The sequence below is a fragment of the Pseudomonas sp. Marseille-QA0332 genome (genome assembly GCF_054950175.1).
The window spans coordinates 1027970-1045215 of sequence record NZ_CM143106.1; the positions used below are offsets into that span (position 1 = coordinate 1027970).

The following is a 17246-nucleotide window of genomic DNA, read 5'->3' on the forward strand; positions in this document are numbered from 1 at the left end:
GGCCGCGCACCCGGCCAGCTGTTCACGAAAATTGCGTACCCTGCGTCAGGTCCGGACGAAGGGAACCGTTGCCTGCCGGCAACACTCCATTCCAGCAATCGCCTGCAGCCGACGAGGCCCCATGATCACCAGCATTCTCACCTTCCTGGTCTCCCTGGCCGCCATGGAAGCGATCGCCTACCTGGCCCACAAGTACATCATGCATGGTCCCGGCTGGGGCTGGCACCGCTCGCACCACGAGCCGCGGCAAGGCTGGTTCGAGAAGAACGACCTGTATGCCGTGGTGTTCGCCGCGCTGGCGATCCTGCTCATTGCCCTTGGCACTGCTGGCTGGCACCCGCTGGAATGGGTCGGGGCGGGCATGACGGCGTACGGTGCGCTGTACTTCGTCGCCCATGATGGCCTGGTGCATCATCGCTGGCCGTTTCGCCTGGTGCCACGGCGTGGCTACCTCAAGCGACTGTACCAGGCGCACCTGATGCACCATGCCGTACACGGGCGCGAAGGCTGCGTCTCCTTCGGGTTTCTCTATGCCCCGCCTATCGATCGCTTGCGGGCACAGCTGCGCTCGCGCCATGGCGGTCCGCTGCGCCAGGGCGTGACGGACGCTGCCACAGCCGCGGGTCGCGTCCAGGCGAACGGCGCAGGCGAGCACTGAGCGCGCGCCATAGCCCGACGGCCGAGGCGCCCAGCTTGTCCCGCCGGGAAGTGCTGATCCGCTGGGTCCAGGCATGCTCGTGCGCGGCCACTACCTTCAGCCCGATACGCCGGTAGACTTCCGCCGCCGTGGCCACCGCCCAGGCCGAACGCCAGGGTAGGGCGGCCATGCCGGACTGCGCGCTGGCGTAGTAGGGCTCGGCCAGTTCGACCAGGCGTCGGGCCACCTGCGCCAGGCCTTGGCGCTGCTCCACGCTGGCGATCCGCTCAGGCGCGAGGCCCAGCTCGGCCAGCCAGTCGGCTGGCAGGTAGCAGCGGCCAAGCTTGGCGTCATCGACGATATCGCGGGCGATGTTGGTCAATTGCATGCCCAAGCCCAGGTCACAGGCGTGATCGAGCACCTTTTCGTCACGCACGCCCATGATCCGCGCCATCATCAGGCCTACCACGCCCGCCACGTGGTAGCAGTAGCGCAAGGTGTCCTCGATGCAGGCGTAGTGCTGGCCCTGCACGTCCATGGCGAAGCCCTCGAGCAAGTCGAAGGCTTCGCGCCGGCGGATGCCGTGACGCCGTGCGACATACTGGAAGGCTGCGAAGGCCGGTTCGTCGAGAGGGCCTTCGGCATAGGCCGCCAGGGTCTGCTCGCGCAGCTGAGCCAGGCGCCGCGCAGCCTTGTCGGGGGCCAGGGGGCGGGCATCGTGGCCGGCCTGCTGGCCGTCGATCACGTCATCGCAATGACGGCACCAGGCATACAGCAGCACCGCGCTGCGTCGGGTTGCCGGGGCGAACAGCCTGGCGGCCGAGGCGAAGCTCTTGGAACCTTCGGCGATGCTGCGCTCGGCATGTTCGAACAGACGTTGTTCGTCGGCACGGTTCATCGGTGCAGGTCCTCGATCATGAGCCCGGCGGTGGCCTTGGCCGAAGCGATGACGCCCGGCACCCCCGCGCCCGGATGGGTACCGGCGCCGACCAGGTAAAGATTGTCGATGCGGGCGTCACGGTTGTGCGGGCGAAACCAGGCGCTCTGCTGCAGCACCGGTTCCAGGGAGAACGCCGAGCCCAGGTGGGCGCCGAGCGTATCGCGGAAATCCACGGGAGTGAACATGCGTGAGGTCACCAGGTCATCGCGCAGGCCGGGAATGTAGCGTTGCTCCAGGTAGGCCAGGATCCGGTCGCGATAGCGTGGCCCTTCGACGCTCCAGTCCACCGCGGCGTTGCCCAGGTGCGGCACTGGTGCCAGCACGTAGTGGGCCGAGCAGCCTGGCGGCGCCAGGCTCGGGTCGGTGGCGCAGGGCGCATGCAGGTACAGGGAAAAGTCCTCGGCCAGTGCCGGGCCCTTGAAGATCGAGTCGATCAGCCCCTTGTAGCGCGCGCCGAAGCAGACGGTGTGGTGTTGCAGTTGCGGTTGCCGCCTGGCAAGGCCGAAATGGAGGACGAACAACGAATTGCTGAAGCGTTTGCCCTTCAGGCGCTGGCCTTCCTCGCGCCCACGCCGGTGACCGGCGAGCAGGCGCTCGTAGGTGTGCACCACGTCGGCATTGGACGCCACCGCATCGGCCTGCCAGCGACGCCCGTCGGCGGTGGTGACAGCCGCCAGGCGATTGCCCTGCGCTTGTAGTGCCGCGACGTCGGCCTCCAGCACCAGGTTTCCGCCCAAGTCCTCGAACAGGCGTGCCAGCCCCTGGACCAGCGCCCCGGTACCGCCCTTGGGGAACCAGACGCCCCACTGGCGCTCCAGGGCATGGATCAAGGTGTAGATCGACGAGGTCGCGAAAGGGTTGCCGCCAACCAGCAGCGCATGAAAGGAAAACGCCTGGCGCAGCTTCTCGTTGCCAATGAAGCGCGAGACCATGCCGTACACGCTGCGCCACGCCTGCAGGCGCATCAGCTGCGGGCCGGCCTGCAACATGTCGCGCACCGACAGGAACGGTACCGCGCCGAGCTTGAGGTAGCCTTGCTCGAATACCGCGCGTGAGTAGGCCAAAAAGCGTCGGTAGCCTTGTACATCCGCAGGCTCCAAGGCGTGAATCTGGCGCTCCAGCAGCGCCTGGTCGTTGTTGTAGTCGAAGCAGGTCCCGTCTTCCCAGCACAGGCGATAGAACGGGTCGACCGGCAGCAGTTCGACGTAGTCCTGCATGCGCTTGCCGGCCGCATCGAACAGCGCCTCGATGGCGCTCGGGTCGGTGATCACGGTCGGTCCGGCATCGAAGGTGAAGCCCTGGTCGTGGTAGACGTAGGCGCGTCCGCCCGGCTTGTCGCGCCGTTCGAGCAGCGTGGTGCGCACGCCAGCGGCTTGCAGGCGGATGGCCAGTGCCAGGCCTCCGAACCCGGCGCCGATCACGATTGCCGATTTCCCTGGATTCATCAGTGCTCCTTGAAATGCCGTGGCGAATGCCGCCAGGCGGCAACGATGGCCTCGCCGATCGGTACCGGCGGCTTGCCCATGAGAATACGGCCGCGATCACGCCAGGTGCTGCGGCCGGCGTAGAAACGTTCGATCAGACCTTCCGGCAGTTGGTAGAAGCGCTGCATGACCTGCCAGCGGTGCTCGGCGCGTCCGGCCAGGAACAGCATGCGGTTGAGCAGCCGGTAGAAACCTTGGCGCTGCCACTGCTGCCGAGCATGCTCACGCATCGCCTCGGCAAGCGTGGCGGCGTCGTCCAGTGGCTGACGCACCAGCCAGTCGGCCAGGCGCATCGCCTCCGGCAGCGAATAGCCAGTGGTGTTGTGGTACAGGCCGGCGCGCAGGCCGCTGAGCGGCTGGCCTGCGCTTTCCTGCCAGAAACCCTCGAAATCGCCGGCCAGGGTGATCGGCAGCACGCCTTGCTCTTCACGCAGGCACTGGTCGATCAGCCAGCCCTGCTGCCGCGCGTATTCGTCGATATGCTCACGCAGGCGTTCGGGCGCGCAGCGCCGCTGGTCGATGTAGTGGGTGTCCTCCACCAGCAGCGTGTCGGCACTGAAGGGCAGCACGTAGACGAAACGGTAGCCGTCCTGCTGCGCCACGCGGGCGTCCATGATGATCGGCGCGCTCAGGCCATGGGGTCGCTGCAGGCGCAGCAACTGGCCGAGGAAGGCCTGGTAGCCAAGCACCATGTGCTGGCTGTCGCGCGCGCCACGGCCGTCGATCACCACCTTGGCGCGCAGCAGGTTGCCATCGGCCAGGCGCACTTCGCTCGGGCCCACCGACCGTACCTCGAGGCCAAGGCGCAGGCTGGCGCCCAGCGCCGGTTGCAGCACCTGGGCGAAGCGTTCGCCGGTGACGCTGGCATAGCCACTGTGCAGGGTGCGGCTGAAAGCCGGGAAGTGAACCCGGTAGCTCGGCCAGCGCCTGGCCACCAGCGGCGCGATCCATTGCTGCTGGCGCAGGCTCAGGTCGCCCTCGTGGAACGACCAGGTGTGGCTGCCGCCGAGCGTCGGCGCCTGGTCGATGCACAGCACGTCCAGCTCAGGTCGGCACTGACGCAAGCGCCAGGCGATCAGGCCATTGGCCAGGCCGCTGCCGACCAGGATCACGTCATGCTTCATGGGCAGTACCTGCAATGACCGGACGCCGACCGTGCAGCGCCGCTTCGATGATATCGGCCGCTCGTGCCGCGCCACCGGCGGCGGCCAGTTCTGCGCACAGCCGCTCGAGGGGCTGGCGCGGCAAGCTCAGGACCTGTTGCAGAGCCTGGGCGATCTGTGCCTGCCGGGCACGTCGCGAAAGACGCAAGCCGAGACGGTGATGCTCGACCCGCGCGGCCACGCCATGCTGGTCGAAGGCGATGGGCATGACCAGCATGGGCGTCTGCGCGGCAATGGCGTCCAGCACGGTGTTGAGGCCGCCATGGGTGATCACCGCGTCGGCCTGCTCCAGGACCCAGCGCTGCGCGGCGAAGTCGGTGATCCAGGTCGCGCCCTCATCCAGCAAGCGTGCCTGCTGCGCGGCATCCAGCCCGCCACAGTGGGCCACCAGCAACTGCGTGTCCAGGCGCCGGCAGGCCCTGGCGATTTCCCGGAACTGGTCGAAACGGCTGCCCTGCAGGGTGCCGAGGCTGGCGAACACGAACGGCCGCTCGCGGCTGATCGGCCAAGGGCCTGGCGGGTCTTGCTGGCTGCGCCGCAATGGGCCGACCGGGTGCAAATGCGCCGGTGCCGCCCGCCGGGGGAAATCGAAGCCCGGCAGCGTCTGGCTCACTTGCGCCAGTGGCGACAGATACTCGTGAAGCCCGCTACGCGGCGCCAGGCCCAGCTGCCGGGCGCTATCGGCCAGGACCCGTCCCAGCGGCTTCATCAGCCAGTCGTGCACCCGCGCGCTGCCGGTGTAGAGCCGCACGCTGCGCGGATCGTCGGAATGGGCGAAGGGCATGACCGGTAGCGGCAGGCCCGGTTCGCGATTGATCGGCAAGGCGCAGGCCAGCGATACGAACGGCAGGTCCAGGGCTTGCGCCACCAGTCCCCCGGCGCCTTCCATCTGATCGCAGAGCACGGCATCGATACGTTGCTCGGCCAAGGCCGCCGGCAGTTCCTGGCAAAGCATGCGAGAGGTCGCTGCCATCTGCCGGATCAGTCGATGCAGCCGCCAGGGCGTGGAGGGCGAGGCGGCCAGGCGCACCGCCGGCGCCAGGCTGCCGGGCGGGTGACTGTGCGCACCGAGCGGACGAAAGCCGATGCGCGGGTCCTTGAGCAGCCGCGCGGCATCGACTTGATGCAGGAAGGTCACCTGGTGGCCACGGGCGAGCAGGGCCCCGGCTACCGCCTCGAAGGCCTGGAAGTGACTGGCATAGGGCGGCGCGACCACGGCGAAATGGCTCATGGCAGCAACCGGGCCTGGCGCAGGGCGGCCAGATTGGCCGAGCCGGTGCAGAAGCAGGCGATGCGCAGCTGCTCGATGATGACCTGAAAATGCGTCACCACGGCCTCGGTCGAACGTGTCGCCGCCGCCAGCACCCCAGCGGCCTGGCCCGCCACGTCCGCGCCCAGGCGCAGCGCCTTGGCCACGTCGATCCCGTCGACGATACCTCCCGAAGCGATCAGCGGGGTAGTGGGCAAGGTCGCTCGGACCTGGCTCAGGCAGGTCGCGGTCGGGATGCCCCAGCCAGCGAACGCCTGGGCCACTGCCCGGCCTGCCGCGCTGCCCGCCCGCTCGGCTTCGACCGCCGCCCAGCTGGTGCCGCCAGCGCCTGCCACGTCGATGACCTTGACCCCGGCGTCGACCAGCCGGCGCGCGACCGGCGCGCTGATGCCGCCACCGACTTCCTTGGCGATGACCGGCACGGGCAGCTGCGTGGCCAATTGCTCGATCTGTGCCAGGACGCCGCGCCAGTTGCGGTCGCCTTCGGGCTGGACCGCTTCCTGCAACGGATTGAGGTGGATGATCAGGCCATTGGCCTCCAGCATGTCCACAGCCCGCTGCGCCAGGACCTGGCCGCCCGCCTCGAGCAGCTGGGCCGCGCCTAGGTTGGCCAACAGCGGGATCCGCGGCGCCAGCTGGCGCAGCTCGCGAGTCAGACCGTGGTCGTGGGCTGAAGTCAGGCTCACGCGCTGCGAGCCGACGCCCATGGCGATGCCGAGTGCCTGGGCCGCTTCGGCGAGGTGACGGTTGATATGGGCGGCGCGGCGCGCGCCACCGGTCATCGAGCTGATCAGCAGCGGGGCATCGAGCGCGATGCCTAGCAAGGAGGTGCTCAGGTCGATCGAGCGCAGGTCCAGTTCCGGCAGGGCGCAGTGCTCGAAGCGGATCGCCGACCAGCCGGCATCGGCCTGACTGGTGGCCTTGCGAGGGTCCATGACGATGTCCAGGTGCTCGTCCTTGCGTCGACTCAGGTCGGCTTCGCTCATGCTTGCTCCAGTTGGCCAGGAATCATCGGTACGACCTGTTGTCAGTGAACATGGGTGTTGTACAGACCAGGTAGGGTTGTACAGCTTCTTGCCATACCCAGGCTCAGGCAACGCCGGATTGCAGACGTTCCCACCGTGCTGAAAAACCTTCGGCTACGCTGAGAAGGCAGGCACTGGGGGTGCTTCAGCGCAGCATATTTACCAGCGGCCCCGGCAAGGGGCTTTAGAAAAGCAGAGGGAACGATGGCTGCACACTTGTCCGCAACTATAGACACGGGGATCGATACCCACCTGCAGCGGATGCGCGATGGGTTGGAACAGCGGCTCGAAAGCTTGCTGCCGCCGGCGGGCAATGAACGCGACCTGGTCGCCCTGGCCATGCGCGAGGGTACCTTGGCACCGGGCAAGCGGCTGCGTCCGCTGTTGCTGATGCTCGCGGCCGAGGGCCTTGGCGGCCCGGCCCAGGCCGCGGTGGATCTTGGCTGTGCGGTGGAGATGGTGCATGCCGCCTCGCTCGTGCTCGATGACCTGCCATGCATGGACGACGCCCAGTTGCGGCGCGGGCGCGCGACCATACACCTGGCGTTCGGCCAGGACGTCGCCATTCTGGCGGCGATCGCCTTGCTCTCGCGCGCCTTCGCCGTGGTCGCGGCCGCCGAGCAGGTGCCACCTTTGGCGCGTACCCAGCTGGTCGCCCGGCTTTCCGAGGCGATCGGTTGCCAGGGGCTGGTGCGTGGCCAGTTCGAAGACCTGCGCGATGGCGCACGGACGCGCAGCGCGCTGGAAATCGCCACGACCAATCGGCTCAAGACCGGCGTGCTGTTCAGCGCCATCCTCGACATGGCCTGCGTGATCAGCGACGCTTCGACCCAGTCGCGCCACCTGCTCAACCAGTTCGCCCAGGACCTGGGCCAGGCGTTCCAGCTGCATGACGATCTGTGCGATTGCGATCCGGACACCGGCAAGGATCAGGGCAAGGACGCTGGCAAGTCGACCCTGGTGGCCTTGTATGGTGCAGCCAAGGTGCGCGAGCGCCTGCACGAGCATCTGGCGCGGGCCGGCGCTTGTGTCGGCCAGGCGCTGGGGCCGGATGACAACCTGGTGCGTTTCGTCCAGCTGCTCGAGGCGAAGATGCGTCGCTGACGGTAGCGCTGCAATGGGTGCAGCCGGTGCCAGTGCCTCTGGTTCTCGCAGCGCGGGGTTCGCCTTGCGCCTGGCGAGGGCCGACCGCGTGAGGCGAAGGCCTGATCAGGACGTTGGCTCACCTTGGGCCAGCGCTTCCAGTTCACTGAGGTAGTCGCCGAACCCCTCGCGCGCCCGGCTGTCCTTGCGGCTACTGGTGGCCACGCTGTGCCGCGCGGTCCAGACGATCCGCGCCCCGCTGGCCTGCAGGGCCTGGACCAGCTGCATATCCTCATGGGCCGGCAAGGGTTGGAATCCCCCGGCGCGCTGGTAGGCCTGGGCACAGACGCCCAGGTTGGCACCATGCACGTGGCTATGGCCTTCGACGGCCTGGTAGCGGCTGCGGTACAGGCGCCGCAAGGCTGCGCCCTGCCACGGTTGCCAGCGCTCCACATGTACCGTGCCACACACGGCATCGGCGGCGCATTGCACTTGCCACAGCAGCCAGTGCTCGGGCACCCGGCTGTCGGCATCGGTACAAGCCAGCCAGCGGGCGCCACGCTCGAGCATGAACGCGGCGCCCGCGCGGCGCGCCTGTCCGACATTGCCAGCGTCGACTACCAGGGTCATGACCCCGTGGCGCCGGGCGATCGCCTCGCTGGCGTCGCTGCAGCGGTCGAGCACCACCAACACTTGCACCTGGTATCCAGCCTGCTCGGCTTGGCGCCGTGCGGCTTTCACCGCCCGCAGGCAACGGCCGAGGCGGCGTGCTTCGTTGTGCGCCGGGATGACCACGCCAATCATGCACAGGTCTCGTCGAGGTCGACCACGCTGGGTTGGCATGCCCAGTATTCGAGCACGAAATCCGCTTCTTCATGACGCAGCACGGGGTACAGCGGCAGGTGCCTGGCCAGCAGGGCATGGACTTCGCGCCCGTCCTGGGGGCAACCGGCAATCGGATGCAGCCAGTGGCAGGCCAGCAGGCCGCCATCGTGACCGAGGCAGGCCACCGCCTGGTCGATGACCTGGCGCCATTGGCCGGGGTCTAGGTAGTAGCCCACTTCGCTCAAGACCACCAGGTCGAAGCTGCCGCCTGGCCAATCGCCCGGCAGGTGACCTTGTTCGACACGGGCATGGGGAGCATCGGCCAGGCGCGCACGCGCCAGTGCCACCGCGCTGGGGTCCAGGTCCTGGCAGAGCAGGGCGGCACAGCGCTCGGCCAGCAGCGCACTGAGTTCGCCATTGGCGCAGGCCGGCTCGAAGATCCGCTGGTAGCACTGGCGCGGCAGGCTGGCCATCACCAGGTCGCGCTTGCGCCGCTCGTACCAGCGGGTACGAAAAGACCAGGGGTCGTCGTTGGCCGCGTACAAGTCGGCGAAGTACTGCGCGTCGATACTCATAGAAACACCAGTTCGAAAGGTTGCAAAAGACATTCGAGCAGCCGCGGCGGCAGGATCGGCGCTCGCGTGCCGTCCGGCTGCATCTGGCTGACATGGGCCTGGATCGCCTCGCGCTTGCGCGCCAGGCGCTGCTCGTCCAGGCGGACACGACGGGCCCGCGACCAGGGCAGGCGTGGATCGTCAGGCTCGGCCCAGTGCCAGGCCCAGACTGGCACTTCGCACAGTTGCGCCTTGCTCGCCTGGGCCGCCTGGGCCGCGGCACGGCCGATTGCCTCATGGTCGCAGTGGCCATCGCCGCGCCAAGTAGTGATCAGCAGGTCGTCGGGACGCAGCAGTTGGGTGAGGTGATTGACCAGGTAGGCTTCGTCGCGCGCCACCGCGCCATCCTTGAGGTTCAGCCGGCGCCAGTCCAGGGCGTTTGGGTCGAGGTCCAGGCGCTGCAAGGCATGGCGACTTTCCAGCGGGCGCTGGCGCCGCAGGCGGTGTTCGGTCCATTGCGCCGAGCCCGGGTGACTCCCTTCGCCGTCGGTGGCCGAAATCAGCACCAGCGCCTGTTCACGGCCATGAAAGCCACTCATGAGCCCGCCGGCCATGAGGATCTCGTCGTCCGGGTGCGGGGCGACCACCACCATCCGCCGTCCAGGCGGACACAGCTGCTGCGCTTCGAGCCAGCCAGCCCGGGCCAGGTGCGCCGAGCGTTGCCAGGCGCTCCAGGGTGTGCCACTGCTGGCCTGGATAAGATTCTCGCTCATAGGCGCCAGGCTCCGGCCGGGTTGTGCGCCACTGCCTCGCCCAGCACCGCCAGGTCACGTTCGGCATGGCTCTGCCGGAGAAATACCGGCAGGTCCGCGCTGAGCCGGGCGAAATGGCCATTGCGGCACAACGGCGTGGCGCCCAGTGCCCGGCCGACATGCGCGATCACCTGGACGACCGCCTGCTCCACCTGGGCACGGGTCCGCCGAACTTCGAAGCTGGCATCGGCCTCCGGTTGGCGATCGATCCAGGCCGCGCATTCGCGCAGTGCCGCGCGCGCGCCGTACAGCGCCGCATCGACCGCGCCCAGGTGGGCGTCGGCATGCGGATCGTGGCGCTTCTGGCGGCAATGGGCGCGCAGATAGTCGGCCAGCGCCTCGGCAGCGCCATACCAGCAGGCGGCGATGCCCGCGCCGCCATGCCAGAAGCCAGGGCGCGAGAGGTATTGGCCAGGCTCGCCGACGGCAATCCCTGGCGAATCGGTGAAGATCACATCGACGCTGGCGGTCGTCGCCATCCCCAGAGCCTGCCACTTGTCCACCTGCAGGTCCTGGCTGGGCTCGGCGAGCTCGATCGCCACCAGCTGCGGCTGCTCGTCTTCGTCCCATGCCGTGATCAGGGCGTGATCGATCTGCAAGGCACCGGAGCACCAGGCCTTGCGCCCTTGCAGGCGCACCTGCTGGCCCTGACGCGCGACGATCCGGACGCGAGCATCGGGCGGCTCCGCGGCCCATACGCCCCAGACCCCGTCCTTGGCCAGATGCGCAGCGGAGCACTCGGCCAGGATGGCCAGGGCATCGGTGTGGCCTTCGTAAAGCTTGGCCAGCGCCAGGTCGCAGCCGGCCACGCGAGCCAGGGTCTGCCAGCGCTGCAAGGTCTTCCCGTGGCCAGGCAAGGGGAGCCGGTCGAGCGCGGCCTGCCGCAGCGCCGCGAGCAGGCTGGGGAGCTGGGTGTCCAAGTTCAATGGCTGGGCGCGCTCGCCGAAATCGCGCAGCAGGCAGTCCAGGCTGTCCAGTTCGAAATCCTGGATGATGCTCATGGAGTGGATTCCAGCAAGGTGTTCTTCCTCCAGCCGCGCAGGTTCATCGCGCACAGACAGAATTGCAGCACGATCAGCGCCCACGCCTCGATCTGCCAGCCCCAGACCACCCACAGCGCGTTGCTGGCCATGAAGCAGGAAAAGCCAAGCTTGCGGCGTCCCGGCCTGCGTGAGCCGATGCACCAGGCGGCCAGGATGGTCAAGGCCATGGCCGGCCATTGCAGCAAGTCGATGAAGCGGTCCATCAATCCATTCCCATCTGTTTGCGCATCTTCGCGGTGATCGATTGCCTGGTCTGGAACAGGTCGGCCCACGGGTCTTCGGTCTCGGCCAGGCGTTCATGCACGTTGGCGATGGTCCACTGGTTCGCGCCTTTGAGCTGGGCCAGTTCCTCGCGCCAGATCGGCACCGACACCGGCAGCCCCTCACGGGCCCGCAGCGAGTAGGCGCAGGCGGTGGTGGCGCCCTTGCCGTTGCGCAGGTAGTCGATGAAGATCCGTCCGACCCGGTTCTTCGGGCCGGACACCGCCGACAGTCGGTCCGGGAACAGGCGTGCCAGGTAGTTGACGATGGCATGGGTGAAATCCTTCACTTCGTCCCAGCCGGCACGTCGAGTCAGCGGCACGACCAGATGAATGCCCTTGCCGCCGCTGGTCTTGAGGAACACTTTCAGGCCCAGTTCGTCGAGCAGCGTCAAGGCCAGCTGGGTCGCCTCGACCATCGACTTCCACGGCAGGGCCGGGTCCGGGTCGAGGTCGAGGACGAAGCGATCGGGCTTGTCGAAATCCTTGTCGGTGCCGTTCCAGGTATGCAGCTCGAGCATGTTCATCTGCACGGCGCCGAGCAGGGTCTGCGGGCGATTGACGATCAGCACCGGCTGGCCTGCCTCGGCCTTGCTGTAGGTGACCAGGCCGGGGATCTTCAGCTGTGCGGCATTCTTCTGGAAGAACAGCTCGCCACCCAGACCATCCGGCGCCCTGACCAGGGCGACCGGACGGTCGTGCAAGTGCGGCAGGATGCGCTCGGCCACGCTGGCATAGTATTCGGCGACCTGCCGCTTGGTGGTGCCGCTGGCCGGGTCGATGATGCGCTCGGCATGGGTCAGGCGCAGCTTGCCGAGCGTTGCGCCTTGGCCGGTCGATGGGGTAGGCATGGGGCGCTCCAGATCGATCGCGGTGGCCGGCTTGTCGTCTCGCAGGCCATGGAATACCGAATGACGGACGATGCCTTCGCGGGTCATTTGCGCGTAGGCGACTTCGGCCAGCAGGGTCGGCTCGAGCCAATGCACACCGCGCGCCTCGGCGCCGGTGGGCGGCCTGGCGAAGGCGGGCTTGGCGATTTCCAGCGGTTTGAGGCGGGCATGGATGCTCTGCAAGGTGGTGGCCGTGAAACCGGTGCCCACCTTGCCGGCATAGCGCAGCTCGCCACCGTCCTTGTCATGCAGGGCCAGCAGCAGGGCGCCGAAGGCGCTTCGGCTGCCCTTGGGCTCGGTATAGCCGACGATGACGAACTCCTGGCGGCGCTTGCACTTGAGCTTGATCCAGTCATCGCTGCGTCGGCCGACATAGGGGCTGTCGGCACGCTTGCCGATCAGCCCCTCGAGCTGCAAGTCGCAGGCACTTTCGAGCAAGGCCTCGACGGGCACGTCGAAATCCTCGGAGAACTTGAGGGTCTGGCCCTCGGCGTGCTCGAGCAGTTCGCGCAGCGCCTGGCGCCGGGCATGCAGCGGCAGTTGGCGCAGGTCCTGGCCACCGAGGAAGGGCATGTCGAACAGGTGGTAACTGATGCTCTCGTCATGCGCGGTATCGAAAGCGTTCTGCAGCGCCTGGAAGTCGGCGACGCCGTTCTCGGCGAAGACCACCACCTCGCCATCGAGCCAGGCGGACTGGACGCCCAGGGCTTTGAGCGCCGCCACCTGGCGCGGCATCCTGGCGCTCCAGTCGTGACCGTTGCGCGTGAACAGGCGGACATCGTCTGCCTCCAGGCGCGCCAGGATCCGATAGCCGTCGAACTTGACCTCATAGCGCCAGTCGCCCGCTGGCGGCGAGTCGACCAGGGTGGCCAGTTGCGGCTGCACGAAATCCGGCAGCTCGGCCTCGATGGGCTTGGCGGCGGGCTTTGCCTTGGCCGGTGGGCCTGGCTTGCGGGGGGGCTTGCGGCTGGTCGGTCGCGGCACCAGGGTACGCTCGCTGATCACGCTGTCGGGCTGGGCCTCGACGATGCTGTATTCGGCTTCGCTACGCGCCTCGGCGTCATGCGACTTGACCAGCATCCATTGCTCTTTCTTGCCGCCGAGGTGGGTGCGAAACAGGTTCCAGGTGCCAGCCAGTTTCTCGCCTCGCAGGCGAAAGCGCAGCTTGCCCTTGGCATAGCCCTGGCGTGGATCGCCTTCCGGTTCCCAGATGCCACGGTCCCAGACGATCACGTCCCCAGCGCCATAGTGGCCTTGCGGAATGTGGCCCTCGAACTCGGCATAGTCCAGCGGGTGGTCCTCCACATGCACCGCCAGACGGCGGACCTTCGGGTCCAGCGAAGGTCCCTTGGGAATGGCCCAGCTCTTGAGCGTGCCATCGAGCTCCAGGCGGAAATCGTAGTGCAGGTGACTGGCGTCATGCTTCTGGATGCAGTATTGCAAGGCGTGCGCCCGCCGGGTCCGGCTTGCCTGGCCGGAAGGTTCGGGCGTGGCATTGAAGTCACGCTTGTCGTGGTACTCCTGCAGCGGCTTGGCCATGGTGCGCTCCGGTGCTATGGCAGGTCTCTGAAATGGGAGGCAGGCGGGACGGTCAGAGTTCCATCGAGCTGCCGCGCAGAAGCCTGGAAGCGGTTCGGTCCATCCCGTCTGGCAGAAACTCTGAATCATTGCGGGGGGCTTGCAGTCGATTGCAGTGAACCCACCTGATGGAGAGCCGAAATGGCCCAGGCAGACGATCCCAAGAGCAGGCCACCGGTCGAGATCGACACCATCGAAGACCGCATGGGCAGCGTGCATGAGCTGGACTTCAATGACCGCGACGAGCACACCGGGCGTGCCGGCGACGAACGTCCGGCCGGCGAACTGGAACAGGAGTTTCCAGCCAGGCGGGTCGCCGAGAGCGGCATGAGCGGTGGCGAGGCGTTGAGCGACAGCCTGCATGAGGACAACGTGACCATGGACGACTTGAGCCCGGACACCCTGCTGGACGAGAGCGGCGCGCGCGACCCACATGAGCCTGGGCTGGGCGGCCCGGCCGACAAGCAGTTGCGGCATGTCGATGCCGATGAGATCGGCGGTGGCCACGGCCTGGACGAGGCAGAGCTGGGGCGCGCCGCGCCACTCGACGGCAAGCCCTGGACCGATCGCGTATCCCCCGCCGAAGGCGATGACGACGACATTGGGAGATCCTGAACATGACTGAACAACGCTGCGCTTGCGCCCACTGTTCCTGCACCGTCGATGCCAGCGCCGCCGCGCAGGGCGACAAGGCCTATTGCTGCGAGGCGTGCGCCAATGGGCATCGGGACGGCGAACACTGCCGGATGAGCGACTGCGATTGCGCCGCTGCCGTGCAGCCTGACGAGGCCAACGTCGACAACGCCGTGGAAGAGACCTTCCCGGCCAGCGATCCGATCTCGCCGTAAGCCGTACCCATCAGCACACCGCCACGCTTGCCAGGCGACGGACTGGCGGCGTCAGCCACCCAGATTCGGCGCCACGATGCCGTGGCGCCTGATCTTGCGGTACAAGGTCGAGCGGGAAATCCCGGCCACCGCCGCCGCTTCGCTCATGTTCCAGCGGACCTGGCGCAGCACCTCCAGCAGATGCTGGCCCTCGGCCGATTGCAGGTCCGCTGACACCGGCACGGCCCTGCTCGCGCCCGATGGCACGCGTGGGTCGCGTGCCTGGGCCAGTTCTTGCGGTAGACAGTCCACGTCGATCAGGCCGTCCTCGGCCAGTGCCACCGCCAGTCGCAGACAGTTGAGCAACTGCCGCACGTTGCCAGGCCATGGGCAGGCCAGTAGCCGCTGCCGGGCGGCAGGCGTGAGGCGCATGGCGCCAGCCCCAGGCAGGCCGGCTAGCAGGCGGTCGATCAGTTGCGCCCGGTCGCTGCGCTGGCGCAAGGCCGGCAGTATCAGGTGCATGCCGCACAGGCGGTAATAGAGGTCCTCGCGAAAGCGCTTCTGCGCGATCAGCGCGGGCAGGTCCTGGTGCGTCGCCGAGACTACCTGGATGTCCAGCGGCACCGGCGCGTTGGCGCCCAACGGCAACAGTTCGCGCTCGGCCAGCACGCGCAACAGTCGGGTCTGCAGGTCCGCCGGCATGTCCCCGATCTCGTCGAGAAACAGGGTGCCGCCATTGGCCAGCTCCAGCTTGCCCTTCATCCCCTTGCGGCTGGCACCGGTGAAGCTGCCGCCGCGGTAGCCGAACAGCTCGCTCTCGATCAACGACTCGGGAAGCGCCGCGCAGTTGAGCGCGACGAAGGGGCCTGTGCGTCGCCTGCTGGCCCTGTGCAGGGCCTGGGCGAACGCCTCCTTGCCCGTGCCGGTCTCGCCGCTGAGCAGGATCGGGATATCCTTGTCGAGCACCTTGCGCAAGCGTTGCACGCTGCGTTGCAGGTCGGCATCTTCGCCAGCCAGGGCATCCAGCGTCGGATGCGCTGGCACAGCCGCGGCGGTGCCGAGGATCGCCGGCTGGCGGTAGCCAGCCGGGACCCGCAGACCCACTTCCACCAGGCCGTCCTGCTGCAAGGTTGGCAGCCGGACCCCGCAGGCACCGCCCCGGGTTTGCTCGAGCAACTGGTCGATGCTGGCCGGCAGCAAGCGCTCGATGGGCTGTGCCAGCAGTGCGCTGCCGGCCTGGGCATGGGCGAGAAAGGCCGCATGGTTGGCGCCGACCACCCGGCCTGCCTCGTCCAGGGCCAGCAACTGTTCATGGGCCAGGTCGGTGATATCGGCCAGCGGTTTGATGGCCAGGGTCAGGTGGTCCCGGTAGCGCTGGCGAAAGTGCGTGTTCTCGATCAGCCGGGCGTACATGATCACCAGCTGCAAAGTCAGGTGCTGGGCCTGCTTCGGTCCTTCATCGTGCAGGCAGGTGGCATTCAGGCAGCCCTGCAGCTGGCCTTGCGCATCGAACAGGGGCGATACCGAGCAACTGAGGCGGGCATTGCGCGTCAGGAAGTGTTCCTGGCGATGGATGGTCAGCGCCTGCCCGCTGGCCAGGGCGGTGCCGATGCCGTTGGTGCCGGCGATGGACTCGTCCCAGCGCGCCCCGACGATCAGCCCGGCGCGCGTGTACTGGCCATGCTCGGCGGGCAGGCGGGCATCCAGGGTGATGCCTTGGGCATCGCTGAGCAGCACCGCGAAGCCGGCCTCGGTCACCCGACGGGCCAGACCACTGACGCCCTGGCTGGCAATCGCCAGGTAGGCCTCATGCTGGGCCTGGTGCTGGCGGATTTCCAAGGCACTGAGGACATTGTCGATACGCTGCAGGGCCGGGTCGAGCCGGTGCTGGGTGAGGCTGCGGTACCAGGACTCCGCAATCACCGTCTCGGGGCGGATGCCACGCGCGGCGAAGTGGCAATCGATGAAGGCCGCCAGCTCGCTGGGGCCGGTATGCGGAACAGGCGCAGTCATGGGCGCTCCGGCGTGTACATGTTGTAGGTCCGGTTCGTCTGCCGGGTTCGCGGAACGCTGCGGCCGGGCGAGCGTCGAGTCGAGCCCGAGGCCCGGCCGAGAGGGTTCCAGAAATCAACCATAGCCGCTCGCGTGTCGCCTTGCATGGCGATCTGCCGAGAACCGCCGCAAGACCTGTTGCCGCTGCGCTGAACGTTGGCGCGTGCAGGCTTTCTGATGCAGTACGCGCAAAGGAGCCCATCGTCATGCCTGTCCTGGACCTGCTCGAAACCCCGCCTGGCCCACCGCGTCGGTGGACGTTCGCCGATGACGGCGCGACGCCCAACAACCGGCTGCCAGTGCTGCTCTACCATCTGGACTGGAGCGCGCAGGTCGATGTCGCCGAGGCGCTGGAGCGCTTGTTCGCTGCCCATCGATGGCCTGCCCAATGGCGCGACGGGATCTTTCCTTACCAGCACTTCCATCCCGATGCCCATGAAGTGCTCGGTGTCGTCGCCGGTACGGCACAGGTACTGTTGGGGGGTGAGCAGGGCGAGGCACTGACGCTGGTTCGAGGTGATGTGGTGGTGCTTCCAGCCGGCACCGGGCACCGCTGTCTCGGCAGCAGCGCGGACTTTCTGGTGGTGGGCGGCTACCCGCGCGGGCAGGAGCACTACAGCATCCAGCGACCGGAGCAGGGCCGGCATGCCGAGGCCGTGGCCAGCGTGGCCAAGGTGGCGCGCCCCACGCACGATCCAGTGAGCGGCACGCAGGGCGAGCTGCTACGAGCCTGGGCTGGCTAGGCCTGGCAACGGTAAACCGCCAGGCTGCGCTTGCTTGCCCGCGGTCCGTGCCTGAACGCC

Annotated in this window: 17 protein-coding genes; 5 read left to right on the forward strand and 12 right to left on the reverse strand. The window is 67.8% G+C overall.

From position 1 onward, the window contains the following. Positions 1 to 121: 121 nt before the first annotated feature. The gene (locus tag ACY8GK_RS05005; protein ID WP_196174794.1) at positions 122 to 658 is read left to right on the forward strand and encodes a sterol desaturase family protein; all 537 of its coding nucleotides are present in this window, start codon (positions 122 to 124) and stop codon (positions 656 to 658) included. Here ACY8GK_RS05005 and ACY8GK_RS05010 read toward each other — a convergent pair. Genes ACY8GK_RS05010 through fni form a run of 5 tightly spaced genes read right to left on the reverse strand, consistent with a single transcriptional unit; the run spans position 540 to position 6480 of the window. After that, entirely contained in the window at positions 540 to 1535 is a 996-nt protein-coding gene (locus tag ACY8GK_RS05010; protein WP_462402478.1) for a phytoene/squalene synthase family protein, read from the reverse strand. The genes ACY8GK_RS05005 and ACY8GK_RS05010 overlap by 119 nt on opposite strands. Continuing rightward, positions 1532 to 3022, reverse strand: coding sequence for a phytoene desaturase (locus tag ACY8GK_RS05015; protein WP_462402479.1), 1491 nt, complete (start codon positions 3020 to 3022; stop codon positions 1532 to 1534). The genes ACY8GK_RS05010 and ACY8GK_RS05015 overlap by 4 nt, the downstream gene beginning before the upstream one ends. Next, complete coding sequence (gene crtY, locus ACY8GK_RS05020) at positions 3022 to 4185, reverse strand: lycopene beta-cyclase CrtY (RefSeq protein WP_462402480.1); 1164 nt, start codon at positions 4183 to 4185, stop codon at positions 3022 to 3024. The genes ACY8GK_RS05015 and crtY overlap by 1 nt, the downstream gene beginning before the upstream one ends. Next, positions 4175 to 5455 (reverse strand): glycosyltransferase, encoded by a 1281-nt coding sequence (locus ACY8GK_RS05025; protein WP_462402481.1) that lies wholly within the window; start codon positions 5453 to 5455, stop codon positions 4175 to 4177. Before ACY8GK_RS05025 ends, crtY begins: the two co-directional genes overlap by 11 nt. Beyond that, a complete protein-coding gene (fni, locus tag ACY8GK_RS05030) occupies positions 5452 to 6480 on the reverse strand; it encodes a type 2 isopentenyl-diphosphate Delta-isomerase (RefSeq protein ID WP_462402482.1) in 1029 nt (342 codons plus the stop codon). The genes ACY8GK_RS05025 and fni overlap by 4 nt, the downstream gene beginning before the upstream one ends. A 255-nt stretch (positions 6481 to 6735) precedes the next feature. Between fni and ACY8GK_RS05035 the strand changes: the two genes are divergently transcribed. After that, entirely contained in the window at positions 6736 to 7623 is an 888-nt protein-coding gene (locus ACY8GK_RS05035; protein ID WP_462402483.1) for a polyprenyl synthetase family protein, read from the forward strand. A gap of 105 nt (positions 7624 to 7728) precedes the next feature. Here the strand turns inward: ACY8GK_RS05035 and ACY8GK_RS05040 are convergent, their stop codons facing one another. The 6 genes from ACY8GK_RS05040 to ligD are packed head-to-tail and all read right to left on the reverse strand — an operon-like array spanning position 7729 to position 13525. Continuing rightward, positions 7729 to 8406, reverse strand: a complete 678-nt coding sequence (locus ACY8GK_RS05040; protein WP_462402484.1) for a glycosyltransferase family 2 protein — start codon at positions 8404 to 8406, stop codon at positions 7729 to 7731. Beyond that, positions 8403 to 9002, reverse strand: coding sequence for a methyltransferase domain-containing protein (locus tag ACY8GK_RS05045; protein ID WP_462402485.1), 600 nt, complete (start codon positions 9000 to 9002; stop codon positions 8403 to 8405). Before ACY8GK_RS05045 ends, ACY8GK_RS05040 begins: the two co-directional genes overlap by 4 nt. Continuing rightward, complete coding sequence (locus ACY8GK_RS05050) at positions 8999 to 9754, reverse strand: PIG-L deacetylase family protein (RefSeq protein ID WP_196174785.1); 756 nt, start codon at positions 9752 to 9754, stop codon at positions 8999 to 9001. The genes ACY8GK_RS05045 and ACY8GK_RS05050 overlap by 4 nt, the downstream gene beginning before the upstream one ends. Continuing rightward, a complete protein-coding gene (locus ACY8GK_RS05055; protein WP_196174784.1) occupies positions 9751 to 10794 on the reverse strand; it encodes an acyl-CoA dehydrogenase family protein in 1044 nt (347 codons plus the stop codon). The genes ACY8GK_RS05050 and ACY8GK_RS05055 overlap by 4 nt, the downstream gene beginning before the upstream one ends. Then, on the reverse strand, positions 10791 to 11039 hold the full coding sequence (locus ACY8GK_RS05060) for a hypothetical protein (protein WP_196174783.1): 249 nt from the start codon (positions 11037 to 11039) through the stop codon (positions 10791 to 10793). The genes ACY8GK_RS05055 and ACY8GK_RS05060 overlap by 4 nt, the downstream gene beginning before the upstream one ends. Further along, positions 11039 to 13525 carry a DNA ligase D gene (gene ligD / locus ACY8GK_RS05065; RefSeq protein WP_462402486.1) on the reverse strand — a complete coding sequence of 829 codons (2487 nt, stop codon included), beginning with the start codon at positions 13523 to 13525 and terminating at the stop codon, positions 11039 to 11041. The genes ACY8GK_RS05060 and ligD overlap by 1 nt, the downstream gene beginning before the upstream one ends. 180 nt (positions 13526 to 13705) lie before the next feature. On the opposite strand from ligD, the gene ACY8GK_RS05070 reads away from it, so the two are divergent. Further along, positions 13706 to 14179: a phosphotransferase system, HPr-related protein gene (locus ACY8GK_RS05070; RefSeq protein ID WP_196174781.1), complete on the forward strand. Its 474-nt coding sequence runs from the start codon at positions 13706 to 13708 to the stop codon at positions 14177 to 14179. 2 nt (positions 14180 to 14181) lie between these two features. Further along, positions 14182 to 14412: a metallothionein gene (locus tag ACY8GK_RS05075; protein ID WP_196174780.1), complete on the forward strand. Its 231-nt coding sequence runs from the start codon at positions 14182 to 14184 to the stop codon at positions 14410 to 14412. Between the two features lie 51 nt (positions 14413 to 14463). On the opposite strand, the gene ACY8GK_RS05080 is transcribed toward ACY8GK_RS05075, so the two are convergent. Further along, positions 14464 to 16404, reverse strand: coding sequence for a sigma-54-dependent Fis family transcriptional regulator (locus tag ACY8GK_RS05080; protein ID WP_462402487.1), 1941 nt, complete (start codon positions 16402 to 16404; stop codon positions 14464 to 14466). Positions 16405 to 16649: 245 nt separating this feature from the next. Here ACY8GK_RS05080 and ACY8GK_RS05085 point away from each other — a divergent pair, with 245 nt between their 5' ends. Next, positions 16650 to 17186 carry a cupin domain-containing protein gene (locus ACY8GK_RS05085; protein ID WP_462402488.1) on the forward strand — a complete coding sequence of 179 codons (537 nt, stop codon included), beginning with the start codon at positions 16650 to 16652 and terminating at the stop codon, positions 17184 to 17186. Positions 17187 to 17246 lie beyond the last annotated feature (60 nt).

Bases quoted from the DNA above. Each gene is read 5' to 3' on its own strand.
- ACY8GK_RS05005 (WP_196174794.1), top strand. From the start codon at position 122: ATGATCACCAGCATTCTCACCTTCCTGGTCTCCCTGGCCGCCATGGAA.
- ACY8GK_RS05010 (WP_462402478.1), bottom strand. From the start codon at position 1,535: ATGAACCGTGCCGACGAACAACGTCTGTTCGAACATGCCGAGCGCAGC.
- ACY8GK_RS05015 (WP_462402479.1), bottom strand. From the start codon at position 3,022: ATGAATCCAGGGAAATCGGCAATCGTGATCGGCGCCGGGTTCGGAGGC.
- crtY (WP_462402480.1), bottom strand. From the start codon at position 4,185: ATGAAGCATGACGTGATCCTGGTCGGCAGCGGCCTGGCCAATGGCCTG.
- ACY8GK_RS05025 (WP_462402481.1), bottom strand. From the start codon at position 5,455: ATGAGCCATTTCGCCGTGGTCGCGCCGCCCTATGCCAGTCACTTCCAG.
- fni (WP_462402482.1), bottom strand. From the start codon at position 6,480: ATGAGCGAAGCCGACCTGAGTCGACGCAAGGACGAGCACCTGGACATC.
- ACY8GK_RS05040 (WP_462402484.1), bottom strand. From the start codon at position 8,406: ATGATTGGCGTGGTCATCCCGGCGCACAACGAAGCACGCCGCCTCGGC.
- ACY8GK_RS05045 (WP_462402485.1), bottom strand. From the start codon at position 9,002: ATGAGTATCGACGCGCAGTACTTCGCCGACTTGTACGCGGCCAACGAC.
- ACY8GK_RS05050 (WP_196174785.1), bottom strand. From the start codon at position 9,754: ATGAGCGAGAATCTTATCCAGGCCAGCAGTGGCACACCCTGGAGCGCC.
- ACY8GK_RS05055 (WP_196174784.1), bottom strand. From the start codon at position 10,794: ATGAGCATCATCCAGGATTTCGAACTGGACAGCCTGGACTGCCTGCTG.
- ACY8GK_RS05060 (WP_196174783.1), bottom strand. From the start codon at position 11,039: ATGGACCGCTTCATCGACTTGCTGCAATGGCCGGCCATGGCCTTGACC.
- ligD (WP_462402486.1), bottom strand. From the start codon at position 13,525: ATGGCCAAGCCGCTGCAGGAGTACCACGACAAGCGTGACTTCAATGCC.
- ACY8GK_RS05070 (WP_196174781.1), top strand. From the start codon at position 13,706: ATGGCCCAGGCAGACGATCCCAAGAGCAGGCCACCGGTCGAGATCGAC.
- ACY8GK_RS05075 (WP_196174780.1), top strand. From the start codon at position 14,182: ATGACTGAACAACGCTGCGCTTGCGCCCACTGTTCCTGCACCGTCGAT.
- ACY8GK_RS05080 (WP_462402487.1), bottom strand. From the start codon at position 16,404: ATGACTGCGCCTGTTCCGCATACCGGCCCCAGCGAGCTGGCGGCCTTC.
- ACY8GK_RS05085 (WP_462402488.1), top strand. From the start codon at position 16,650: ATGCCTGTCCTGGACCTGCTCGAAACCCCGCCTGGCCCACCGCGTCGG.